The 18846-nt window shown below is 72.5% G+C and carries 19 protein-coding genes; 8 read left to right on the top strand and 11 right to left on the bottom strand.

Annotated elements, in window-relative coordinates:
- The first annotated feature begins 84 nt into the window (after positions 1-84).
- Entirely contained in the window at positions 85-711 is a 627-nt protein-coding gene (locus ABZ622_RS08760) for a TetR/AcrR family transcriptional regulator (protein ID WP_360541674.1), read from the top strand.
- A 40-nt stretch (positions 712-751) separates the two neighbouring features.
- Here the strand turns inward: ABZ622_RS08760 and ABZ622_RS08765 are convergent, their stop codons facing one another.
- From ABZ622_RS08765 to ABZ622_RS08790, 6 genes are all read right to left on the bottom strand, one after another.
- Positions 752-1375 (bottom strand): amino acid transporter, encoded by a 624-nt coding sequence (locus ABZ622_RS08765; protein ID WP_360541675.1) that lies wholly within the window; start codon positions 1373-1375, stop codon positions 752-754.
- Between the two features lie 43 nt (positions 1376-1418).
- Positions 1419-2345: an NAD(P)H-binding protein gene (locus ABZ622_RS08770; RefSeq protein ID WP_360541676.1), complete on the bottom strand. Its 927-nt coding sequence runs from the start codon at positions 2343-2345 to the stop codon at positions 1419-1421.
- Positions 2342-2698, bottom strand: a complete 357-nt coding sequence (locus ABZ622_RS08775; RefSeq protein ID WP_360541677.1) for a DUF952 domain-containing protein — start codon at positions 2696-2698, stop codon at positions 2342-2344. The genes ABZ622_RS08770 and ABZ622_RS08775 overlap by 4 nt, the downstream gene beginning before the upstream one ends.
- Before the next feature lie 9 nt (positions 2699-2707).
- Entirely contained in the window at positions 2708-4111 is a 1404-nt protein-coding gene (locus ABZ622_RS08780; RefSeq protein WP_360541678.1) for a choice-of-anchor A family protein, read from the bottom strand.
- Positions 4112-4258: 147 nt separating this feature from the next.
- Positions 4259-5266 (bottom strand): NAD-dependent epimerase/dehydratase family protein, encoded by a 1008-nt coding sequence (locus ABZ622_RS08785; protein WP_360541911.1) that lies wholly within the window; start codon positions 5264-5266, stop codon positions 4259-4261.
- Positions 5267-5351: 85 nt separating this feature from the next.
- Positions 5352-6305 carry a LysR family transcriptional regulator gene (locus ABZ622_RS08790; protein ID WP_266912325.1) on the bottom strand — a complete coding sequence of 318 codons (954 nt, stop codon included), beginning with the start codon at positions 6303-6305 and terminating at the stop codon, positions 5352-5354.
- A 256-nt stretch (positions 6306-6561) separates the two neighbouring features.
- On the opposite strand from ABZ622_RS08790, the gene snpA reads away from it, so the two are divergent.
- Positions 6562-7242, top strand: a complete 681-nt coding sequence (gene snpA / locus ABZ622_RS08795; protein ID WP_360541679.1) for a snapalysin — start codon at positions 6562-6564, stop codon at positions 7240-7242.
- 113 nt (positions 7243-7355) lie between these two features.
- Here snpA and ABZ622_RS08800 read toward each other — a convergent pair whose 3' ends face one another.
- Positions 7356-8591, bottom strand: a complete 1236-nt coding sequence (locus tag ABZ622_RS08800; protein ID WP_360541680.1) for an MFS transporter — start codon at positions 8589-8591, stop codon at positions 7356-7358.
- Positions 8592-8786: 195 nt separating this feature from the next.
- Here ABZ622_RS08800 and ABZ622_RS08805 point away from each other — a divergent pair, with 195 nt between their 5' ends.
- Entirely contained in the window at positions 8787-9503 is a 717-nt protein-coding gene (locus ABZ622_RS08805; protein ID WP_360541681.1) for an FCD domain-containing protein, read from the top strand.
- Positions 9504-9688: 185 nt separating this feature from the next.
- On the opposite strand, the gene ABZ622_RS08810 is transcribed toward ABZ622_RS08805, so the two are convergent.
- From ABZ622_RS08810 to ABZ622_RS08820, 3 genes are all read right to left on the bottom strand, one after another.
- Entirely contained in the window at positions 9689-10363 is a 675-nt protein-coding gene (locus ABZ622_RS08810; RefSeq protein WP_360541682.1) for a DUF6304 family protein, read from the bottom strand.
- A gap of 158 nt (positions 10364-10521) precedes the next feature.
- Positions 10522-11679 carry a family 2 encapsulin nanocompartment cargo protein polyprenyl transferase gene (locus ABZ622_RS08815; protein WP_360541683.1) on the bottom strand — a complete coding sequence of 386 codons (1158 nt, stop codon included), beginning with the start codon at positions 11677-11679 and terminating at the stop codon, positions 10522-10524.
- A 90-nt stretch (positions 11680-11769) separates the two neighbouring features.
- Entirely contained in the window at positions 11770-13176 is a 1407-nt protein-coding gene (locus ABZ622_RS08820; protein WP_266912337.1) for a family 2B encapsulin nanocompartment shell protein, read from the bottom strand.
- A gap of 182 nt (positions 13177-13358) precedes the next feature.
- Here ABZ622_RS08820 and ABZ622_RS08825 point away from each other — a divergent pair, with 182 nt between their 5' ends.
- From ABZ622_RS08825 to ABZ622_RS08840, 4 genes are all read left to right on the top strand, one after another.
- Positions 13359-13808, top strand: a complete 450-nt coding sequence (locus ABZ622_RS08825; RefSeq protein WP_360541684.1) for an Rrf2 family transcriptional regulator — start codon at positions 13359-13361, stop codon at positions 13806-13808.
- Between the two features lie 99 nt (positions 13809-13907).
- Positions 13908-15104: a globin domain-containing protein gene (locus ABZ622_RS08830; RefSeq protein ID WP_360541685.1), complete on the top strand. Its 1197-nt coding sequence runs from the start codon at positions 13908-13910 to the stop codon at positions 15102-15104.
- Between the two features lie 219 nt (positions 15105-15323).
- On the top strand, positions 15324-15914 hold the full coding sequence (locus tag ABZ622_RS08835) for an N-acetylmuramoyl-L-alanine amidase (protein ID WP_360541686.1): 591 nt from the start codon (positions 15324-15326) through the stop codon (positions 15912-15914).
- A 33-nt stretch (positions 15915-15947) separates the two neighbouring features.
- Positions 15948-16865, top strand: coding sequence for a pyridoxal-phosphate dependent enzyme (locus tag ABZ622_RS08840; protein WP_360541687.1), 918 nt, complete (start codon positions 15948-15950; stop codon positions 16863-16865).
- Here the strand turns inward: ABZ622_RS08840 and ABZ622_RS08845 are convergent.
- A complete protein-coding gene (locus tag ABZ622_RS08845) occupies positions 16838-18442 on the bottom strand; it encodes a Na+/H+ antiporter (protein WP_360541688.1) in 1605 nt (534 codons plus the stop codon). The genes ABZ622_RS08840 and ABZ622_RS08845 overlap by 28 nt on opposite strands.
- Before the next feature lie 57 nt (positions 18443-18499).
- On the opposite strand from ABZ622_RS08845, the gene ABZ622_RS08850 reads away from it, so the two are divergent.
- On the top strand, positions 18500-18760 hold the full coding sequence (locus tag ABZ622_RS08850; protein ID WP_360541689.1) for a UBP-type zinc finger domain-containing protein: 261 nt from the start codon (positions 18500-18502) through the stop codon (positions 18758-18760).
- Positions 18761-18846 lie beyond the last annotated feature (86 nt).

Consider the following 18846-nt stretch of genomic DNA (forward strand, 5'->3'; position numbering starts at 1 on the left):
GAGAGGTTCTAACGGGACCGTGGTTCCGTTAAGGTGGAGTCACCGTAGCAAAGGAACGGCCACTAATGGAACTGGAGACCCGTTATGGGTTCTGATGGTGTGGATCCCGGCAGCGTGGAGCCCGGCAGCGTGCGGCCCGGTGGCCGTACCGCCCGGGTCCGTGAATCGGTCCTGCGGGCGGCGGGCGACGCCCTGGCCGAGCACGGCTTCGACCGGCTGGACCTCGCCGATGTCGCGCGCCGCGCGGAGGTCGGCAAGACGACCGTCTACCGGCGCTGGTCCACCCCCACCGGCCTGATCGCGGACCTGCTCGACGACATGGCCGAGCAGTCCTCGCCCCGTACCGCGACGGGCTCGCTGACCGAGGACCTCAGAGCCAACGCCCGACTGGTGGCCACGACCCTCTCCGACCCCCGGCAGGGCGCGCTCTTCAGGTCCGTGATCGCCGCGGCCACCTGCGATCCGCGCACCGCCGAGGCGCTGCACCGGTTCTACGCGATCCGCGTCAAGGAGTGGGCCGGCTGCGTCACCGAGGCCGTCGAGCGCGGCGAACTGCCCGCGGGCACCGACGCGGACGAGGTGATCCGCGCCGTGTCGGCGCCGCTCTACTACCGGCTGCTGGCCGGCGGCGGCCTGCTCGACGAGGCGGCGGCGGACCGGGCCGCCCGGGCCGCCGAGGCTGCGGCGCGCGCGGGCGCGTACGTGAACTGACGCGCGAACCGCCCGCCCCCGCCCGGCGGTTCGCGCCCCGTCAGCCCGCCGGACGGGAGCGCAGGCGGACCGCCCACGGGTGCCCGGCGTCCTGGGCCAGGGCGATGGCCCCGGTCAGCCAGGCGCGCTGGTCCGCGTCGAGTACCGGCAGCAGCTCCGCGAAGTCCCGCTCGTCCTTGGGGCGCGGGGCCCCCGCCTTGTACAGGAGCTGCACCTCGGGGCGGAGGTACGGAACGCCGTCCGCGGTGCGGCGGCCGAGCCGGTCCAGTGGCAGGCGGATGCGGGGATCGCGCCGGAACAGCCAGTCGTCGCCGTCGGTGTCGTCGAGCATGAGCTGGATGCGCCAGGGCTCGGCGGGGCCGGGACGGCACCAGATGTCGTGCACGTGCGGCGGCAGGACCTCGCCGGGGAGCCAGGGGCGCAGGGTGCCCGGCGGGTCCGCGGCCCACCACTCCCAGCCCGCCAGGAGCCGCTGGACGGCGAGCTGGTCGCGGCGGAGCAGCAGTACGTCGATGTCGGCGTGGTCCCGGAAGGCACGGCCCACGGCGAACTCGACCGCGTATCCCCCGGCGATCCACCAGGGGACACGCAGCGGCGCGAAGAGGCGGGCGGCCTCGTCCGGCGGAGCCGGATCCCAGGGGCCCCACGGAGTCCGGGTACGCATGAGCGCGAGCCCCTTCCTCTCTCCGGCACCGCCCACCGCGGGGTCAGTCCGTCGTCAGCAGATGCCGGTAGCAGTCCGGATGTTCCCGCAGGAACGTGGCCAGACTCGTCGCCGGATGCCCGGTGAGGTCCGGTACGGCATCCGAGACCGTGGCCATCTCGCCGGTCGCGATGGCCTCGTACGACGTCACCCAGCCTGCCACCTCCCAGTCCTCGGCGCCGTAGTGCGCCCGGGAGGCGTAGGCCTCCTCGTGGGTCTCCGCCACGTAGCTGATGGTCCGGCCGGTGACCCTGCTCAGCTCCTCGGCCGCCTCGGTGAGAGTGAACGCCTCGGGGCCCGTGAGGTCGTAGGTGATCCCGTCGTAGCGGGTGTCGGCGCTCTCGGTGTCGGCCAGCAGGACGGCGACCGCGGCGTCCGCGATGTCGTCGTGCGCCACCGCCGCCACCCGGCCGTCGCCACCGGGGCCGCGCAGCACCCCGTCGGCGCCGGTCATCGCCGGGATCCCGGCCAGGTACAGGCTGTCGCGCAGGAACGTGTACCGGACATCGGCGGCCCGGATGTGCGCCTCGGTGTGCCAGTGGTCCCGGGCGAAGGTGAACGTGGCGTCGGGCGCGGCGCCCAGGAACGAGACGTACACGATGCGTTCGACGCCCACGGCGACCGCCGCGTCCACGGCCGTCGTGTGCTCGCGCACCCGGTACGGGCTCTCGTGCGCCGAGACGAGGAACAGTGTGTGCGCCCCGGCCAGGGCCCGGCGCATCGCCTCGCCGTCGCCGTACGGGGCCGGCGGTGCGGCGACGGCGCCGGGCAGCTCGGGCAGCCGGGACGGGTCGCGCCCGAGGAGCCGCACGGGCACGCCGGCCCGCGTCAGGCGCCGCGCGACCCGGCCGCCGACGGCGCCGCTCGCACCGGTGACGGCGACGATGGGGGCGTCCGGGTTCTCCGGGCCGGTGGGGGGTGGGTTCTTCATGCGGAATCGCCTTCCTTGCGCAGCCAGGGGCGCACTTCCACGACCGCGTCCACCGGGACGGGGCCGTAGATGTGCGGGAACTCCTCGCCGCCGGGCGCGACGGACTCGTACCGTACGGGCGCCGGGAGCCGGTCGGGATCGATGACGAGGACCACGAGTTCCTGGTCGCCGGTCCCGGCCCCGCTCCCGGCGCCGTACAGCATCTCGGCCACGCCGGGGAGCTGGTGCGGCAGCGAGCAGTGGATGAAGCCCTCTTCGTGCAGGGTGCGGCCGCGGGTGGACATCTCGTACGTCCCGATCCCGCGGGCCGCCTCCCACAGGGGGCCTTCGGTGAGGTGCAGCAGTTCGGCCATGGGCCAAAACTAACCGCGTCGGCGGGCCCTCCGGGCCATCAGCGTGGCCGCCGATCCGGCCACGATCAGAGTGGCGGCGATGCCGCCGAGAATCCACTCACCGCCGCGCGTGCCCGTGTGCGGGAGCTCCCCTCCGGAATGGGGCTCGTCCGGCCAGGTCCCGGGCTTGTCCGGCCCGTCGGGCCGCTGCGGCCAGGTGTGGGTCGGGGTGGGCTTCGGCCCCGGTGAGTGGGTGGGGGTCGGGGTGGGGGTGGAGGTCGGGGTCGGCGTGGGTTTCGGCGTGTCCGTGGGCGTGTCCGTGTCCGTGGGTGTCGGCGTGTCCGTGGGCGTGGGTGTCGGCGTCGGTTCCTTGCCGCAGGCCGGCAGATCGCCGTCGAAGGGATAGGCGTGCAGCTCCTGGCCGCCCGACTGGCCCGACGAGGTGTGGGTCAGCGAACCGGCGGTGTAGAAGCGGCCGTTGGTGCCGCTCATACTCAGGGTCGCCAGACTCGACCGCTGCCCGATGAGCACGCTGCCCTGGAACTGGGCGGTGCCCTCCAGCCGGACGTCGGTGGCGTCCGGGAAGTTCCACATCAGGCGTTCGCGGAGCCCGTCCTGGGGCAGCGAGCCCATGTACGTGTTGATGCTGCGGGCACTGCCGTAGACATTGACGAGGACGCTCGCGCCGTCCGGGATCGCCGCGAACGTGATGCCCTGCGGGCCGTCCCGGTCCGTTGCCACGTCGGCATCGAGAGCGAAGACCTGAAGGGCCGAGGTGCCGTCACCGGTGAAGACGGTCTCGGAACCGGCGCTCACCACGGTGCCCGTGGCGGGGCGCCGGTGGTCCTCGTTGTCGTCGTACGCGTAGCAGTGACTGGCGGCGGTCAACCCGTCGCGCAGGGCCGTGTACGGGGCCGTGCCCGCCGCGTCGTGCAGGGGGTCCGGGATCACCGTGCCGCTCAGCGTCCCGGCGTACTTCACCACGCCGTGGTTCGCGCCCTCCTCGGCGAGCAGCCGCTGCCCGGCCGCGACGGACAGCGGCCCGCCCACGGTCAGGTAGTCGGAGCCGTCCGGCGGCGGCACCCGCGAACCCACACCCGCCACACCGACGTTGTAGATCTGCGAGGCGCCCTCGCGCTTGTTCATGTCGAACTGCCCGAGGGTGACGATCTTCCCCTCGGCCTCGGCGGCGGCCTCCCGGACCAGGAAGTCGCCGCCGACGAAGACATTGATGTTGCTGTCGTGATGAGTCACCGGCCCGTTGTTCGGATCGAGCCAGGTCGACGGGCAGTCGCCGCCCAGACACGGGCCGAGCCCGCCGGGCAGCTGGTCGGCAAGAGCGATGGACGCCATCGTGCCCACCATTGCCGCGGCGGCCGTCATCGCCACCGCCGCCCGGATACCGTTGCCGCGCTTACGCGCATGTGTTGCCATAAAGGGCAATATGCAGCTTTGCCTACCAAACGACAGGGCTGCCACGCCCGGACCACCCCGATGGCCCCGGATACGCGGGACGGTACCGGGGCAGCGCGTCGGCAGCCCCTGACGGAGCGTCAGGGGCCGTGCCTCAGCCGCTCCGCGTCAGGCGTCTCCCGCCAGCAACTCCGCCTCCTTTGCCGGATCCAGGCCGACCGCGGGCCGGTCCGGCCGCTGCGGGGCCACCCCGCCCAGCTCCACCAGCCACTTCCAGGTGTCGGCGACGGTCTCCTCGACCGGGCGGCAGCGCAGACCGGTCGCGTACGCCCTGCTGACGTCGCCCCCGTGGATCGCTTCGTACAGCTCGCCCGGCGGCAGCCAGACCGGCAGATCGGTCCATGGCTCCACACCGGCCGCGAGAATCGTCTCCGCGGGTGTCCAGCGCAGTTCGGCGTCGGAGCCGGTGGCACGTACACAGGCGTCCAGCAGTTGGCCCATGGTGGCGTGCCCCGCGCGGCCGACCAGGTCGTACGGCCCGTGCAGACCGCTGTCGGCCGCGTCCAGCAGCCAGTTCGCGAGGTCGCGGGCGTCGATGTACTGAAGCGCCACGTCCGGTGTGCCCGGGGCCAGTACGGGTCCGCCGCGGGCGATCCGCCCCAGCCACCAGGGCAGCCTGCCGATGTTCTCCCAGGGGCCCAGAATCAGCCCCGCGCGGGCGAACAGGGCCCGGTCTCCGAAGGCGTCGAGCGCGGCCAGTTCGCCGCCGCGCTTCGCCAGCGGGTACGAGACGTCCCCGCCCGCGTCGGGCGAGGCACCGGCCACCAGCGTGCCCTCCTCCGCGAGACCGGCCGGGGCCGAGTGGTCGTACACGGAACGGCTGGAGACGTACGCGTACCGGGCGGCCCGGTCCGCCAGCAGGCGGGCCGCGTCCCGAACGGCCGAGGGGGCGCCGCTCCAGGTGTCGACCACCAGGTCCCAGGCGTACCCGCCGCCGGGGACCTCACCGGGGCCGGCCAGCGCGGCGAGACCGTCCTCGGTGGTGCGATCGCCGAGGAGCTCCGCCACACCCGGCGCAGGGGCGTGCCGGCCGCGGTGGAACACCGTGACCTCCCAGCCCCGCGCCAGGGCCGCCTCGACGACCGCCCGCCCCACGAACTCCGTACCGCCCAGCATCAGAAGCCTCATGCGACCGACTCTGCCCGCCGGGCGGCCCGCTGGGAACCGGTCCTCGCTCTCGGCGGAATCGGGAACCGGAGCTTCAGGGGGTACGGGCGAGCGGGCTGCGGTTGCGCAGCAGCCACTGGTGGTACCCGGCCGCGCGCCGGGCCGCCTCCCGGTAGGCCGCCTCCAACTCCTCGTACACCGTCGCCATGTCGGCGCCCGGCCGGGACACCAGCAGCAGCCGTACGGCCAAGGGGTCGTCGCGCAGCGGGCGGATCGCCATGTCGTCGCGCGGCCCGGAGGTGGGCTGGCAGGGGGCGACCGCCTCGCCGAGCACGACGAGGGAAGCGGCGGTGAGGTAGTCGCCGTGCAGGACGGTCGGCGCGAGCCCGGCCTCGCCGAACACCCGGCGCAGCCCGTCCCATTCACCGTCCACCGTGGGGTCGACCATCCACCGGTCACCGGCCAGATCGACCAGGTCGACGACGGGCCGGGCGGCGGCCGGATGATCCCTGGACATGGAGATGAACTGCGGTTCGCGGTCCAGGAGCACGCGCTGTTCCAGGCCTTCCGGGACGGCCAGCGGGCAGCCCTCGACCTCGTGGACGAAGGCGACGTCGAGCCCGCCCGTCGCGATGTCGCGCAGCAGGGCGCGGGCCGAGACGTCGACCCGCAGCGAGATGTCGGTGCCGGGCAGTCGGAGCCGCAGCCTGCGCAGCCAGCCGCCGATGACCCGGCTCGCGGTGCAGCCGATACGCAGCCGCGGCCCGGAGGCCCGGACCGCGTCGGCCTCCGCCTTCGCGTCGCTGACCAGTGCGGTCAGTCCGTCGACCAGGGGACGGGCCCGGCTGAGGACGGCGCGGCCGAGCAACGTCGGGCGGCAGCCGGTCCGTTCGCGGCTGAACAGTTCGGCGCCCAGGGTGTTCTCGATCCGGCGCAGCTGGGTGGTCAGGGAGGGCTGGCTCACGCCCAGTCGGCGGGCGGCTTGGTGCAGGCTGCCCGTGTCCGCGATGGCGCACAGCGCCCTGAGGTGTCTCACCTCAAGCTCCATGCGGTCGAGAGTAGGGCGGCGGGCGACTGTCGCACCAGACTCCCCAATCGCCTCAAAGTCCTTTAATTCACCTGGAGTTGGTGGATGCTTCGGCGGCAGTACCCGGGGTGGCGACAGGGCGGCGATAGGGCGGTGTTATCGCCGGTTGGCATCATCCGCCACGGCTTCCGCTCCCCGACACTCTCTCCGTACCGCACCCGTCCGAGTCCGATCATCGGACGGGTTCATCGGACCGGTTACCGGTAGGAGACCCCCCATGAGACACCCCAGGACCGTCATGTCGGCCGTGGTCGGCCTCGGCTTCGGCCTCGCGGCCGCGCTCGGCACAGCACCCGCGATCGCCGCCTCCTCGGCCCCCGCCGCAGCACCCGCCAGCACCGCTTCCGAGGCGCGGGCGGGGTACACCGCCTACGCCGGCTCGCACGAGAACGCCGCCGCGAACAAGGCGTTCTTCGAAGCGGTCGCCAAGTCCGTGGCGGAGAAGCGGGCGGCCAACCCCGGCGCCCAGTCGGTCACCGTCGTCTACAGCGCGGCCAACGCGCCGAGCTTCCGTACCCAGATAGCCAACAGCGCGCAGATCTGGAACAGCTCCGTCTCCACCGTCCGGCTGCAGGAGGGCTCGAACGCCGACTTCACCTACTACGAGGGCAATGACTCCAGGGGCTCGTACGCGAGCACCGACGGACACGGCAACGGGTACATCTTCCTGGACTACGCGCAGAACCAGCAGTACGACTCGACCCGCGTCACCACGCACGAGACCGGGCATGTGCTCGGCCTTCCGGACACCTACTCCGGCCCGTGCAGCCAGCTGATGTCGGGCGGCGGCCCCGGCCCGTCCTGCACCAACCCGTACCCCGACTCGAACGAGCGCAGCCAGGTCAACTACCTGTGGCAGTACGGCTTCGCGGCCAAGTTCGCGCACAGCGCCTCCTGACCTCCCACGGTCCGGACGCACCGCACCGAAGGGGGCCGCCTCGTAGGACGGGGTGGCCCCCGTCGGGGCGGCCTGCCGGCTTTCGGAGCGGCCCACCGGACCTCCGGATCGGCCTACGGGCCCTCGGGCTCGGTACGGGTCAGGGTCAGGCGCAGTCCGATGAACAGCTGGAGTGCGGCGAGCGCGAGCAGTACGGCCAGGGGAAGCGCCCAGCCGCCGGTGGCCGAGCGCAGCAGCCCGATGCCCAGAGGGCCCACCGAGGCGAGGAGATAGCCGGTGCTCTGCGAGAAGGTCGACAGCGCCGCGGTCTCCTGAGCGCTCCGGCCGCTCGCCCCGATGATGGCCAGGACCAGCGGAAACGCCCCCAGCCCGAAGCCGGTCAGCACGGCCCAGAGAACGGGCAGGGCCAACGGGGCGCAGAGCAGGCCGAGATATCCGGCCGACAGCGCGACGCCGACCATGACGAACGCCGACCGCAGCCGCGCCGCCGTTCTGGTGAGCGGCATCAGGACGAAGGTCGAGGGGACGCCCACGATCAGCGCCAGCCCCAGCATGACCCCGGCCCGGTCGGGGCTCATCCCGTGGTCGGACAGGACGGTGGGCAGCCAGCCGATGACCGCGTAGCTGTTGAGGGACTGCACGGCGAAGAACGCGGTCACCAGCAGCCCGAAGCGGGTACGCCCGGCGCTCCACGCCGAGACCGTGCCGCGGTCCGCACGCCATGCCGCAGCCCGCCACGAGCCCGGCCGCAGCGCCCACACGGCCAGCGCCAGCACCGCGGGCAGGGTCCAGGCAGCCAGCCCCGGCGAGGGGCCCCCAGCCAGGTCGGCGACGGGGACCGCCGCGGCCGCCGCGACGGCCGAGCCGAGCGCCATCGTGGTGGTGTACACCCCGGTCATCAGGGCGACCCGGGCGGGGAAGTGCGCCTTGACCACCGCGGGCAGCAGAACGTTGCACAGAGCCAGCCCCGCCGCGCCCAGCAGGGTGCCGGCCAGCAACGCCCAGGTCCGGGGCACCGCGCGCACGGCCAGGCCCGCGGACAGCACCGCCAGCGCCAGCAGGACGGCACGCTCGGTGCCCACGCGCCGGGCCAGCATGGCGCTGGTCGCGCCGACCGCCGCGAAGCACAGCGTCGGCAGCGCCGGGATCAGGGACGCGACGAACGGCCCGAATCCCAGCTCGGCCCGGAGCTGTTCCAGCAGCGCGGACGTACTGCTGATGCCGAGCCGCAGATTGAGGGCGATCAGGACGACGCCGGCGGCGGTCAGCCAGGCCGCGGCGGCACGGGACATCGGCCGGGCGGAGGACGGACGGGGGGTGGTGTTCGGGGGGCGGCGGGTGAGCAGCATGGAAGAAACATAAAACGTCTGACCTTTAACGTCCAACCTTTAAAGGTACGATTGCCTCCGTACCCGCTCAGCCGACCCGCTCGACTGCCTCCGCACCCGCTCAGCCGACGTGCTCGGCTGCCGCACGCCCGCCCGCCCGGCCTGACCCGCTCACACCACCAGGTCGGACCCGCCCACCACCAGGAAGGACCATCCGTGGCTCTCCCCTCCGTCCGCCGCTCGGTGCTGGTCGACGACGTCATCCAGCGACTGCGCGACGAGATCACCTCGGGAAGATGGCCGGTGGGGGCCCGCATCCCGACCGAGACAGCGCTCATCGAAGAGCTCGGGATCGCCCGCGGGACGCTCCGCGAGGCCACTCGCGCACTCATCCACGCGGGGCTTCTGCAGGCACGGCAGGGCGACGGCACCTATGTGCGCGCCACCAGCGAACTGTCCGGCGCCATCCAGCGCCTCGGCAGCGAGCTGGACGAGGTCCTGGAGGTCCGCCAGGGGCTGGACGCCCAGGCCGCCCGACTGGCCGCCGCCCGCATCACCCCCGAAGGGCTCGACGGTCTCGACGCGCTGCTCACCCGGCGCGCCACCGCCTGGCGGCAGCGCGACCGGGAGGCGTGGATCGAGGCCGATCACGGCTTCCACCAGGCGGTCGCCGCCGGTGGCGGCAACAGCCTGCTGAACGACCTCTACGCCGCCCTCGGTCCGGCCCTGCGCCGTTCCATGGCGGACCACTGGGAGGACCACGGCTTCGACGGCGCGGACCCCCGCGGGCACGAGGACCTCCTCGACGCGCTGCGCGCCGGCGACGCCGGCCGCGCGGCCCTCAGCGCCACTTCCAACATCGACGCCACCGGCGACTGGCACGCCACCACGCCGCCCTCCCGGCCGGGGACTTCCCTGCCGGGACCGGGCTGAGCGGGGACGGGGGTCCGGGCGGGCACGCTCGGGCGTGTTCCCTGGGCGGCACGCTCGGGCATGCACCCCGGGCCGGTGGCTCGGGCATGCACCCCGGGCCGGTGGCTCGGGCATGCACCCCGGGCCGGTGGCTCGGGCATGTTCCCCGGGCCGGTGGCTCAGTCGTCTTCCCCCGGGCCGGTGGCTCAGGCGTGTTCCAGCGGGAAGGCGCCTCGGTGTCCGGTGCCCGCGCCGGTGTCCGGGCGGGGCTCGTACTCGCGGCAGCTCCAGATCTCCTGGACGAATCCGGTGCGCCGGTCCCACAGCTCCCGGACATCGCCCTCACCGGCCGCCCCGCGGTAGGCGTCCTTGGCACCCCGGAAGCAGGCGAGTCCGCCGGACAGTCCGCGCACCGTGGCCGGGGCCGGGAAGTAGTCCGAGAAGGCGCAGGCGATGCAGGTCTGGAGACGTACGCCGGGCGGCAGGGCGCGCTGGATGGTGGCGAGTGCGGACGCGAAGTCGCTCTCGGCGCGGCGGGACGCGTAGGCCGCGCCGCCGAACTGCAGCTCCAGGCTGAGATGCGAATCGGGCCGGCGCAGCGACAACAGGCAGCTGAGCGTTGCCTGGTGAACGGCTCCGTCCCAGATGACCGGGAGCGGCAGATCCCACTCCAGGACGCAGTCGCTCAGCGCGCCGTCCACCAGGACGAACCTGTCGTCGGCCGGTGGCGTACCGACGGCCGGAGTGAGGCCGTCGAAGCTCGCACCCTCGAAGTCGATACCCCTTGTCCGGAGGCGTAGTTGCTGTCCGTCGGTGGTGAGGACGACGGCGTCGGAACCCTGTCGGTCCCGGTACCACCCTGCCCATGACTCATCTGTCATGGGCACGGACTGTAGCCCGTGCCCCTGACAGTCGCCCGGTCGCCCTCCGTTTCCTGGCACGGGCCTTGTGACCTCGGCGCCTCGTTCCGTTCTCCTTGTTCCGTTTTCCTACCTCCGCCCCCCTTACCGTTCGGTTCCCGATTCTCAGTTCTTCATGGTCAGTGCGTGCGCCGGGTGACGAACTCCGCCAGGGTCAGGAGGTCGCCCGCCCCGCCCAGGTCTGGAACCGCCCGGGACAGGTGGTTGACCGCGCGGGCCATCCGGTCGGCCGCGCAGATCTGCGCCCAGTCCCGGCCGCCGGCCCGTTCGACGGCGTCGGCGGCGCCGCTCACCTCGCCCGGGGTGTTCATCGATCCCCGGTAGAGCGTGGCGAGTTCGGCCGCGGCCGGGGTGCCGGAGGTCAGCGCGGCGACCACGGGCAGGGACTTCTTGTGGGCGACGAGATCCGCCCCGACCGGCTTCCCGGTCCGTACCGGGTCTCCCCAGATGCCGATCAGGTCGTCGATGAGCTGGAAGGCGAGGCCCGCCTCGCGGCCGAAGCCGTCCATCCCACGGACCGCCCGCTCCTCCGCGCCCGCGTACAGCGCGCCCAGCGCGCAGGCGCAGCCGAGCAGTGCGCCGGTCTTGGCGGTGGCCATGGTCAGGCACTCGTCGAGCGTGACCTCCTCCGGGCCCCGGCCCTCGAAGTCGCAGTCGGCCTGCTGGCCCGCGCACAGCTCGATGATGCAGGTGGAGAGCCGCGCCGAGGCGCGGGCCGAGGCGGGGTCCGGGTCCTCGGCGAGCAGCCGCTGGGCGAGAGCGAGCATGGCGTCGCCCGCGATGACCGCGTCGGGGATACCGAAGACCGCCCAGGCCGTGGGCCGGTGCCGGCGGGTCCGGTCCTCGTCGATGACGTCGTCGTGCAGCAGCGTGAAGTTGTGCGCCAGCTCCACGGCGACGGCCGCCCGCACCGCCCGTTCCGGATCGCCGCCCAGCGCGCGGGCGGCGGCGAGGACCAGGGCGGGCCGGATCGCCTTGCCGGCCGGCCCCGAGGACGGAGTGCCGTCGGCCTCCTGCCAGCCGAAGTGGTACATCGCGACGCGGCGGATCGACCCCGGCAAGGACTCGACGGCGGCGCGCAGTTGAGGATCGACGAGGGCCCGGGTCGCTTCGAGGAGGACCTCGGCCTCCTGGCCCTGTGCCGAAGGGGTGTCCGGGCGGGTGCCCTGGTCGGCGACGCCCGGGGTCGCAGGGGCGCCCGGAGCCGCGGCGACGCCCGGGGCGTCATCGCCCGGGGGCCTGGGTGTGGGTGGTTGGGGTGCGTGGTGGGTCTTCACTGGGGCGTCCTCCCGAGGCCGCCCCGGGCACGGCTGCCCGGTGGCGGAGGTTGACGGGGCCCGGACATCGTCGTCCGGGCCCCCGAGGGGCTACCGCCAGCGGCTGACCTCGACGTTTTCCAGTACGCCCAGGGCGTCCGGCACGAGGATCGCCGCGGAGTAGTAGGCCGTCACCAGATAGGAGATGATCGCCTGCTCGTCGATCCCCATGAAACGGACCGAGAGGCTGGGCTCGATCTCGTCGGGGATGCCGGTCTGCTGGAGTCCGATGACGCCCTGCTCGGCCTCACCCGTCCTCATGCAGATGATCGACGTGGTCCGCGCGTCGGTGACCGGGATCTTGTTGCACGGGAAGATCGGCACCCCGCGCCAGGCCGGCACATGGTGTCCGCCGATGTCGACGCTCTCCGGCACCAGACCGCGCTTGTTGCACTCGCGGCCGAACGCGGCGATGGCCCTCGGGTGGGCGAGGAAGAGCTTCGAACCGCGGCGGCGCGAGAGCAGTTCGTCCATGTCGTCGGGGCTGGGAGCACCGTCGTGAGGCTGGATGCGCTGCCCGTAGTCGCAGTTGTTGAGCAGCCCGAACTCGCGGTGGTTGATCAGCTCGTGCTCCTGGCGCTCGCGCAGCGCCTCGACAGTGAGCCGCAACTGCTGCTCGGTCTGGTTCATCGGCTGGTTGTAGAGGTCGGCGACCCGGCTGTGGACCTTCAGCACGGTCTGGGCGACGCTCAGTTCGTACTCGCGGGGCGCCGCGTCGTAGTCGACGTACGTGTGCGGGACGACGGCCTCGCCGACATGGCCGGCGGAGAGGTCGATCGCGGCCTCGCCGTACTTGTTGGTGCGCTGGTGCGGGATGTCGAGCAGCCCGGCGAGGTGTTCGCGGAGCGAGTCCGCCCGATCGGCCAGGTTCAGCACATCGGCCCGGCTCAGCGTCAGCACCGTACAGGCGGTGACGGCACGGGCGGTGTACTCCCAGACGGCCTCGCCGTCGACCAGTGCCTGGTCCCCGAAGTAGGCCCCGTCGGCGTGGACCCCGAGCACCGTCTCGTCCCCGTAGGGGCCGGTGCCGATCTTCTCGACCTTGCCGTGCGCCAGCAGATAGACGCTGTCCGCCGCGTCCCCCGACGCGGCCAGCACCTGCCCCGCCGCGATCTGGCGCTGCTCGCACCGCCGGGCGAGCTCGCCCAGCACTTCCTCGTCGCCGAAGTCCCGCAGGGCGGGGAGCTCACCGAGCTCGGCGGGGATGACCGCGACCCGGTCCCCGGTCTGCACGAAGGTCACCCTGCCGTCCCCGACCGAGTAGCTCAGCCGGCGGTTCACCCGGTAGGTACCACCTTGCACCTGCACCCACGGCAGCATCTTCAGCAGCCACCGCGAGGTGATCTCCTGCATCTGCGGGGCGGACTTGGTGGTCGTCGCGAGGTTCCGCGCCGCTGCCGTACCCAGACTCTGCTGCGGCGGCAACGACACGTTCTGAACCTCTTCGCCAACGGACATCTGTGGTCTTCCTCTCGATTCTTCGGCTGACCTGCGAGAAGAAGCCTTTCAGCACGGAGCGCGGTCGCGCCATTACACAAAAGAGTGTGACTAATCGGCTTTGGGCTGGGCACTACGCTCAGCGATTTTCCCGTCGACCTCTTAAGTTGCATCTTCGATGCAACTTATCTACGGTGACTGCCATGCGGCTGACGAGATTCACCGACGTGGCGCTGCGCGTGCTGATGCGCCTCGCCGTCGTGGAGAACGATGATCCGCCGACCACCCGGGAGGTGGCGGCCACCATGCAGGTGCCGTACACCCACGCCGCGAAGGTCGTCGCCAAGCTCCAGCACCTCGGGCTCATCGAGGCGCGGCGGGGCCGCGGCGGCGGACTCAGCCTCACCGGAGCGGGCCGCTCCGCCTCGATCGGCGGGCTCGTCCGGGAGCTCGAAGGCCCCGGGGACGTGGTCGACTGCGAGGGCGCCGCCCCGTGTCCCCTGCGCTCGGCCTGCCGGCTGCGCGGCGCGCTGCGCCAAGCGGAGGAGGCCTTCTACGCCTCGCTCGATCCACTCACCGTCACCGAACTCGTCGCGTCCCCCACCGGACCGCTGCTGATCGGCATCAGCAGCGGCCGCCCGGACACCGGCTGAGCCACCGCACACCACGCGACGCACCACGGGCCCACCGCCCGGCTTCGCGCTGCCCAAAAATACGAATCTTAGATACCAATTTAACCGCAAGGAGTCCCGATGCTCTCCGAGACGTCGACCGCCACCGTCCGCGCCACCCTCCCCGCCGTGGGCGCGGCCGTCGGGGACATCGCCGATCTCTTCTACCGCAAGCTCTTCGACGCCCACCCCGAGCTGCTGCGCGACCTCTTCAACCGCGGCAACCAGGCGTCCGGCGCCCAGCGGCAGGCCCTCGCGGGCTCCATAGCCGCCTTCGCCACCCAGCTGATCGAGCACCCGGACACCCGCCCCGACGTGATGCTCGGCCGGATCGCCCACAAGCACGCCTCGCTCGGCGTCACTCCCGCCCAGTACGAGATCGTGCACACCCATCTCTTCGCCGCCATCGCCGAGGTGCTCGGCGACGCGGTCACCCCGGAGGTCGCCGCCGCCTGGGACGAGGTCTACTGGCTGATGGCCGGCGCCCTGATCTCGATCGAGCAGCGGCTGTACGCGCAGCAGGGCGTCGTCGCCGGTGACGTGTGGCGCGAGTGGGAGGTGGTCACCCGGATCGAGGAGACCGCCGACGTCGCCACCTTCCAGCTCCGCCCGGCCGACGGCGCGCCCGCGCCCGCCTTCCGGCCCGGCCAGTACGTCTCCGTACAGGTGGAACTCCCGGACGGGGCCCGCCAGATACGCCAGTACAGCCTCTCCTGCGCCCCCGGCTCGCGTACCCGCTCGATCACCGTCAAGCGGGTACGGGGCGGCGGCTCGCCCGACGGCGAGGTCTCGCGCCATCTGCACACCGAGGTGGAGGCCGGTGACCTCGTGCGTGTCTCCGCCCCGTACGGCGATCTGGTGCTCGACTCCGCCGACGCACCGCTGCTGCTCGCCTCCGCGGGCATCGGCTGCACCCCGATGCTCTCGATGCTGGAGGACCTCGCGGCGACCGCCCACCGCGCCCCGGTCACCGTCGTGCACGGCGACCGCTCCCCCGCCACCCACGCGATGCGCACCGACCACACCCTGCTCACCGGCAAACTCCCCGACGCCGCCGCCCACTTCTGGTACGAGCACCCCGAGCCCGGCCACCCCGCCGACCGCACCGGCCGGGTCGACCTGAGCGGCCTCGCCGTCGCCCCCGGCACCCACGCCTACCTCTGCGGCCCGCTGCCCTTCATGCGCTCCGTACGCACCCAGCTGCTGGCCAAGGGCGTCCCGGCGACCGACATCCACTACGAGGTGTTCGGCCCGGACATGTGGCTGGCGCAGGACTGAACCGGCCCGCGGCCGGCGCAAGGACTGAACCGGCACGCGGCTGACGCAGGGTTGCATCGGCATGCGGCCGGCGAAGGACTGAATCCGGCCCACTGCTCGCGGATTTGACCGGTTCGGATCGCACACCGTCCGAACAGCAACCGAAGGCATGGCCCGGAGAGCGGCATTCCGGTAAAAGCGGATCAAGGCCCGTTCCCCCCACGTACGAAGGAGACGGCCATGTCCTCACCCATGTCCGCGAGCAGGTTCCTGGAAGTCCTGATGAACGAGGGGCTCACCGTCGTCCAGGTGGGCGACTGGCGCACCCACAACCGCAACCACAAGGGCCCCTGGGGCCCCGTCAACGGCGTGATGATCCACCACACGGTCACCAGCGGCACCGCGGCCACCGTGCGCATCTGCCGCGACGGCTACCCGGATCTGCCCGGCCCGCTCTGCCACGGCGTGATCGCCAAGGACGGCCGGGTCCACCTGGTCGGCCACGGCCGCGCCAACCACGCCGGACTCGGCGACGACGACGTACTGCGCGCCGTCGTCGCCGAGAAGCGCCTCCCGGGCGACAACGAGGCCAACACCGACGGGAACAGGCACTTCTACGGCTTCGAGTGCGAGAACCTCGGCGACGGCAAGGACCCCTGGCCCGACGCCCAGCTCGAAGCCATCGAGAAGACCGCCGCCGCGATCTGCCGCCACCACGACTGGAACTCCCGCTCGGTGATCGGCCACAAGGAGTGGCAGCCGGGCAAGATCGACCCGCGCGGCTTCACGATGGACTCGATGCGGGCCCGCATCCACGACCGCCTCAAGTGACCGGCGGCCGTCCGGTACGGCGACAATTGCGCCATGCCCTCCGAAGCACTCGACCTCTCCCGGCTGCGGCCGGTGCTCCCCTCGCCCCTGCAACCGGTCGAGGACGAACGCTTCGCCCGCCACGGCGTCCGGCTGCTGCTCAAGCGTGACGATCTGATCCACCCGGATCTGCCGGGCAACAAATGGCGCAAGCTCTCCCTCAACCTGCGGGCCGCCGCCGGGCGCACCGTGCTGACCTTCGGCGGCGCCTACTCCAACCATCTGCGGGCCACCGCCGCCGCCGGGCGGCTGCTCGGCTTTCCCACCGTCGGGGTGGTGCGCGGGGAGGAGCTGGCCGGCCGGCCGTTGAACCCCTCGCTCGCCCGGTGCGCCGCCGACGGGATGACCCTGCACTTCGTGGACCGTACGACGTACCGCGCGAAGGGCGATCCGGAGGTCCTGGCGGGGCTGCGAGGCCGCTTCGGGGACTGCTGTGTCGTCCCGGAGGGCGGCAGCAACGCCCTGGCCGCACAGGGCTGCGCGGAGCTGGGGCGGGAGCTGCGCGGGCGGGCCGACGCGGTCGCGGTGGCCTGCGGCACCGGGGGCACCCTCGCCGGTCTCGCCGCCGGGCTGGCGCCGGGGCAGCGCGCCCTCGGCGTTCCGGTGCTGCGCGGCGGCTTCCTGGGGGACGCGGTGCGGGGGCTCCAGGAGGAGGCCTTCGGCGGTCCGGCCGGGACGTGGTCGCTGGAGGAGCGCTTCCACTTCGGCGGCTACGCACGTACGACCCCGGCGCTGCACGCCTTCGCCGACGACTTCGAGCAGCGCCACGGCCTGCCCGTCGAGCGGCTGTATGTCGCCAAGCTGCTGTACGCGCTCACCGAACTGGCCGGGGAGGGCGCGTTCGCCCCGGGAACCGCGGTGGCGGCGGTCGTCACGGGCAGCCCTCAGGGGGCGTCCGACTCCTCCCGGTAGGCGGCCGCCTCCTCCAGGTCGAGCCGTCTGAGCAGCGTCCGCAGCATCTCATCGTCGATCCGCCGCTCGTCCCGCAGCGTCACGAAGACCTCCCGTTCGGCGTCGATCATCTCCCCGGCCAGGCGCCGGTAGGTGTCGTCCGCCGACTCCCCGGTCACCGGATTGGCCGCGCCCAGCCGCTCCCAGACGGCGTTGCGGCGGCGTTCCAGGACGGTGCGCAGCCGGTCGGCGAGGGGGCCGGGCAGCTGGTTGCGCCGGTCGGCCAGAAGTTCCTCCAGCCGTGCCTCGGCGGCCGCCGAGGCCTCGCTCTGGGCCTGCGCCTCGGCCAGCGTCTCCGCCTTCGCGTCCCGTCCGGGGAGCTTCAGCACCCGCACCAGCAGCGGCAGGCTGAGCCCCTGCACGACCAGGGTGCCGATGACCGTGGTGAACGTCAGGAAGAGCACCAGGTTGCGGGCCGGGAAGGGGCTGCCGTCGGTCGTCACGAACGGGATGGAGAAGGCGATGGCGAGCGAGACGACCCCGCGCATCCCGGCCCAGCCGACGATCAGCGGCGCGGTCCAGTTGGTGTCGGGCTCGCGCTCCCTGATCCGTCGCGACAGCCACCGGGGCAGATACGTCGCCGGATAGACCCAGATGAACCGGACCACGACGACGGCGAGGAACACGAGCACCGCGTACCGGACGGCGTCGCCCACCGCGTACGCGCCGAGCCCCTTCAGTACGAAGGGCAGCTGGAGCCCGATCAGCGCGAAGACCGCGGACTCCAGGATGAACGCGACCATCTTCCAGACCGCCCCCTCCTGGAGCCGGGTCGCGAAGTCGACCTGCCAGGACCGGTGGCCCAGGTAGAGCGCCACCACGACCACGGCGAGCACCCCGGAGGCGTGTACGCGTTCGGCCGCCGCGTACGCCACGAAAGGGATCAGCAACGACAGCGTGTTCTGGAGCAGCGATTCCCTGAGATGGGTACGGAGCCAGTGCAGCGGCACCATCAGCGCCAGGCCGACCACCACACCGCCGACGGCGGCCAGGAAGAACTCGCCGATCCCCGCGCCCCAGCTCATGCCCTCGCCCACGGCGGCGGCGATCGCCACCTTGTAGGCGGTGATCGCCGTGGCGTCGTTCACCAGGGACTCCCCCTGGAGGATCGTCGTGACCCGGCCGGGCAGCCCGACCCGGCGCGCGATCGCGGCGGCCGTGACCGCGTCCGGCGGGGCCACGACCGCGCCGAGCACCAGCGCGGCGGTCAGCGGCAAGCCGGGCACCAGGCGGTACGCCAGCCAGCCGACCGCGACGGTCGCGAACAGGACGTAGCCGATCGAGAGCAGCGCGACCGGCCGGAGGTTGGCCCGCAGGTCGAGGTACGAGCTGTCGACGGCCGCCGTGTAGAGCAACGGCGGCAGCAGCAGTGGCAGCACGATGTGCGCGTCCAGGGTGTACGTGGGCACCCCCGGCAGATAGGAGGCGATCAGCCCCACCGTGACCAGCAGCAGGGGGGCCGGCACGGGGGTGCGGCGGGCGGCGCCCGCCACCGCCGCACTGGCCGCGACCAGTCCCACCAGCGGCAATACGTCCATTCCACGGTCCTCGCATCCGCAATTCACGGGCCACGTATCCGTCGTAACCTGACAATCATGAGTGACTGCCCTCACGTGTCCGCACTGCCGCGCCCCGAACCGGTCCCGCTGAGCGTGACCTGTCCGGGCTGCCTGGCCGCGGGCACCCACCCCGTGCAGCTGCGGCTCTGCCTGGTCTGCGGCAACGTCGGCTGCTGCGATTCGTCACCCCTCCAGCACGCCACGGGACACTTCAAGGAGACCGGTCATCCGGTGATGCGGAGCTTCGAACCCGGCGAGAGCTGGCGTTGGTGCTTCGAGGACGGTTCGATCGTCTGACGTCTGGGTACGTCAAACCGGCGCCGGTTGTTCGTAATTGACCGCCGCAGACCCCTAGCCACTGTGTGTACTCATGGGCTTACCAT

Origin of the sequence: Streptomyces sp. NPDC007164, assembly GCF_040634135.1 — a bacterium.
Classification (GTDB): Bacteria; Actinomycetota; Actinomycetes; order Streptomycetales; family Streptomycetaceae; genus Streptomyces; species Streptomyces sanglieri.

What these genes read in the sequence shown, in the direction of transcription:
- ABZ622_RS08830 (WP_360541685.1), top strand. Translation starts at nt 13,908, where the DNA reads ATGCTCTCCGAGACGTCGACCGCCACCGTCCGCGCCACCCTCCCCGCC.
- ABZ622_RS08825 (WP_360541684.1), top strand. Translation starts at nt 13,359, where the DNA reads ATGCGGCTGACGAGATTCACCGACGTGGCGCTGCGCGTGCTGATGCGC.
- ABZ622_RS08850 (WP_360541689.1), top strand. Translation starts at nt 18,500, where the DNA reads ATGAGTGACTGCCCTCACGTGTCCGCACTGCCGCGCCCCGAACCGGTC.
- ABZ622_RS08840 (WP_360541687.1), top strand. Translation starts at nt 15,948, where the DNA reads ATGCCCTCCGAAGCACTCGACCTCTCCCGGCTGCGGCCGGTGCTCCCC.
- snpA (WP_360541679.1), top strand. Translation starts at nt 6,562, where the DNA reads ATGAGACACCCCAGGACCGTCATGTCGGCCGTGGTCGGCCTCGGCTTC.
- ABZ622_RS08780 (WP_360541678.1), bottom strand. Translation starts at nt 4,111, where the DNA reads ATGGCAACACATGCGCGTAAGCGCGGCAACGGTATCCGGGCGGCGGTG.
- ABZ622_RS08845 (WP_360541688.1), bottom strand. Translation starts at nt 18,442, where the DNA reads ATGGACGTATTGCCGCTGGTGGGACTGGTCGCGGCCAGTGCGGCGGTG.
- ABZ622_RS08810 (WP_360541682.1), bottom strand. Translation starts at nt 10,363, where the DNA reads ATGACAGATGAGTCATGGGCAGGGTGGTACCGGGACCGACAGGGTTCC.
- ABZ622_RS08835 (WP_360541686.1), top strand. Translation starts at nt 15,324, where the DNA reads ATGTCCTCACCCATGTCCGCGAGCAGGTTCCTGGAAGTCCTGATGAAC.
- ABZ622_RS08820 (WP_266912337.1), bottom strand. Translation starts at nt 13,176, where the DNA reads ATGTCCGTTGGCGAAGAGGTTCAGAACGTGTCGTTGCCGCCGCAGCAG.
- ABZ622_RS08800 (WP_360541680.1), bottom strand. Translation starts at nt 8,591, where the DNA reads ATGCTGCTCACCCGCCGCCCCCCGAACACCACCCCCCGTCCGTCCTCC.
- ABZ622_RS08760 (WP_360541674.1), top strand. Translation starts at nt 85, where the DNA reads ATGGGTTCTGATGGTGTGGATCCCGGCAGCGTGGAGCCCGGCAGCGTG.
- ABZ622_RS08770 (WP_360541676.1), bottom strand. Translation starts at nt 2,345, where the DNA reads ATGAAGAACCCACCCCCCACCGGCCCGGAGAACCCGGACGCCCCCATC.
- ABZ622_RS08775 (WP_360541677.1), bottom strand. Translation starts at nt 2,698, where the DNA reads ATGGCCGAACTGCTGCACCTCACCGAAGGCCCCCTGTGGGAGGCGGCC.
- ABZ622_RS08765 (WP_360541675.1), bottom strand. Translation starts at nt 1,375, where the DNA reads ATGCGTACCCGGACTCCGTGGGGCCCCTGGGATCCGGCTCCGCCGGAC.
- ABZ622_RS08785 (WP_360541911.1), bottom strand. Translation starts at nt 5,266, where the DNA reads ATGCTGGGCGGTACGGAGTTCGTGGGGCGGGCGGTCGTCGAGGCGGCC.
- ABZ622_RS08790 (WP_266912325.1), bottom strand. Translation starts at nt 6,305, where the DNA reads ATGGAGCTTGAGGTGAGACACCTCAGGGCGCTGTGCGCCATCGCGGAC.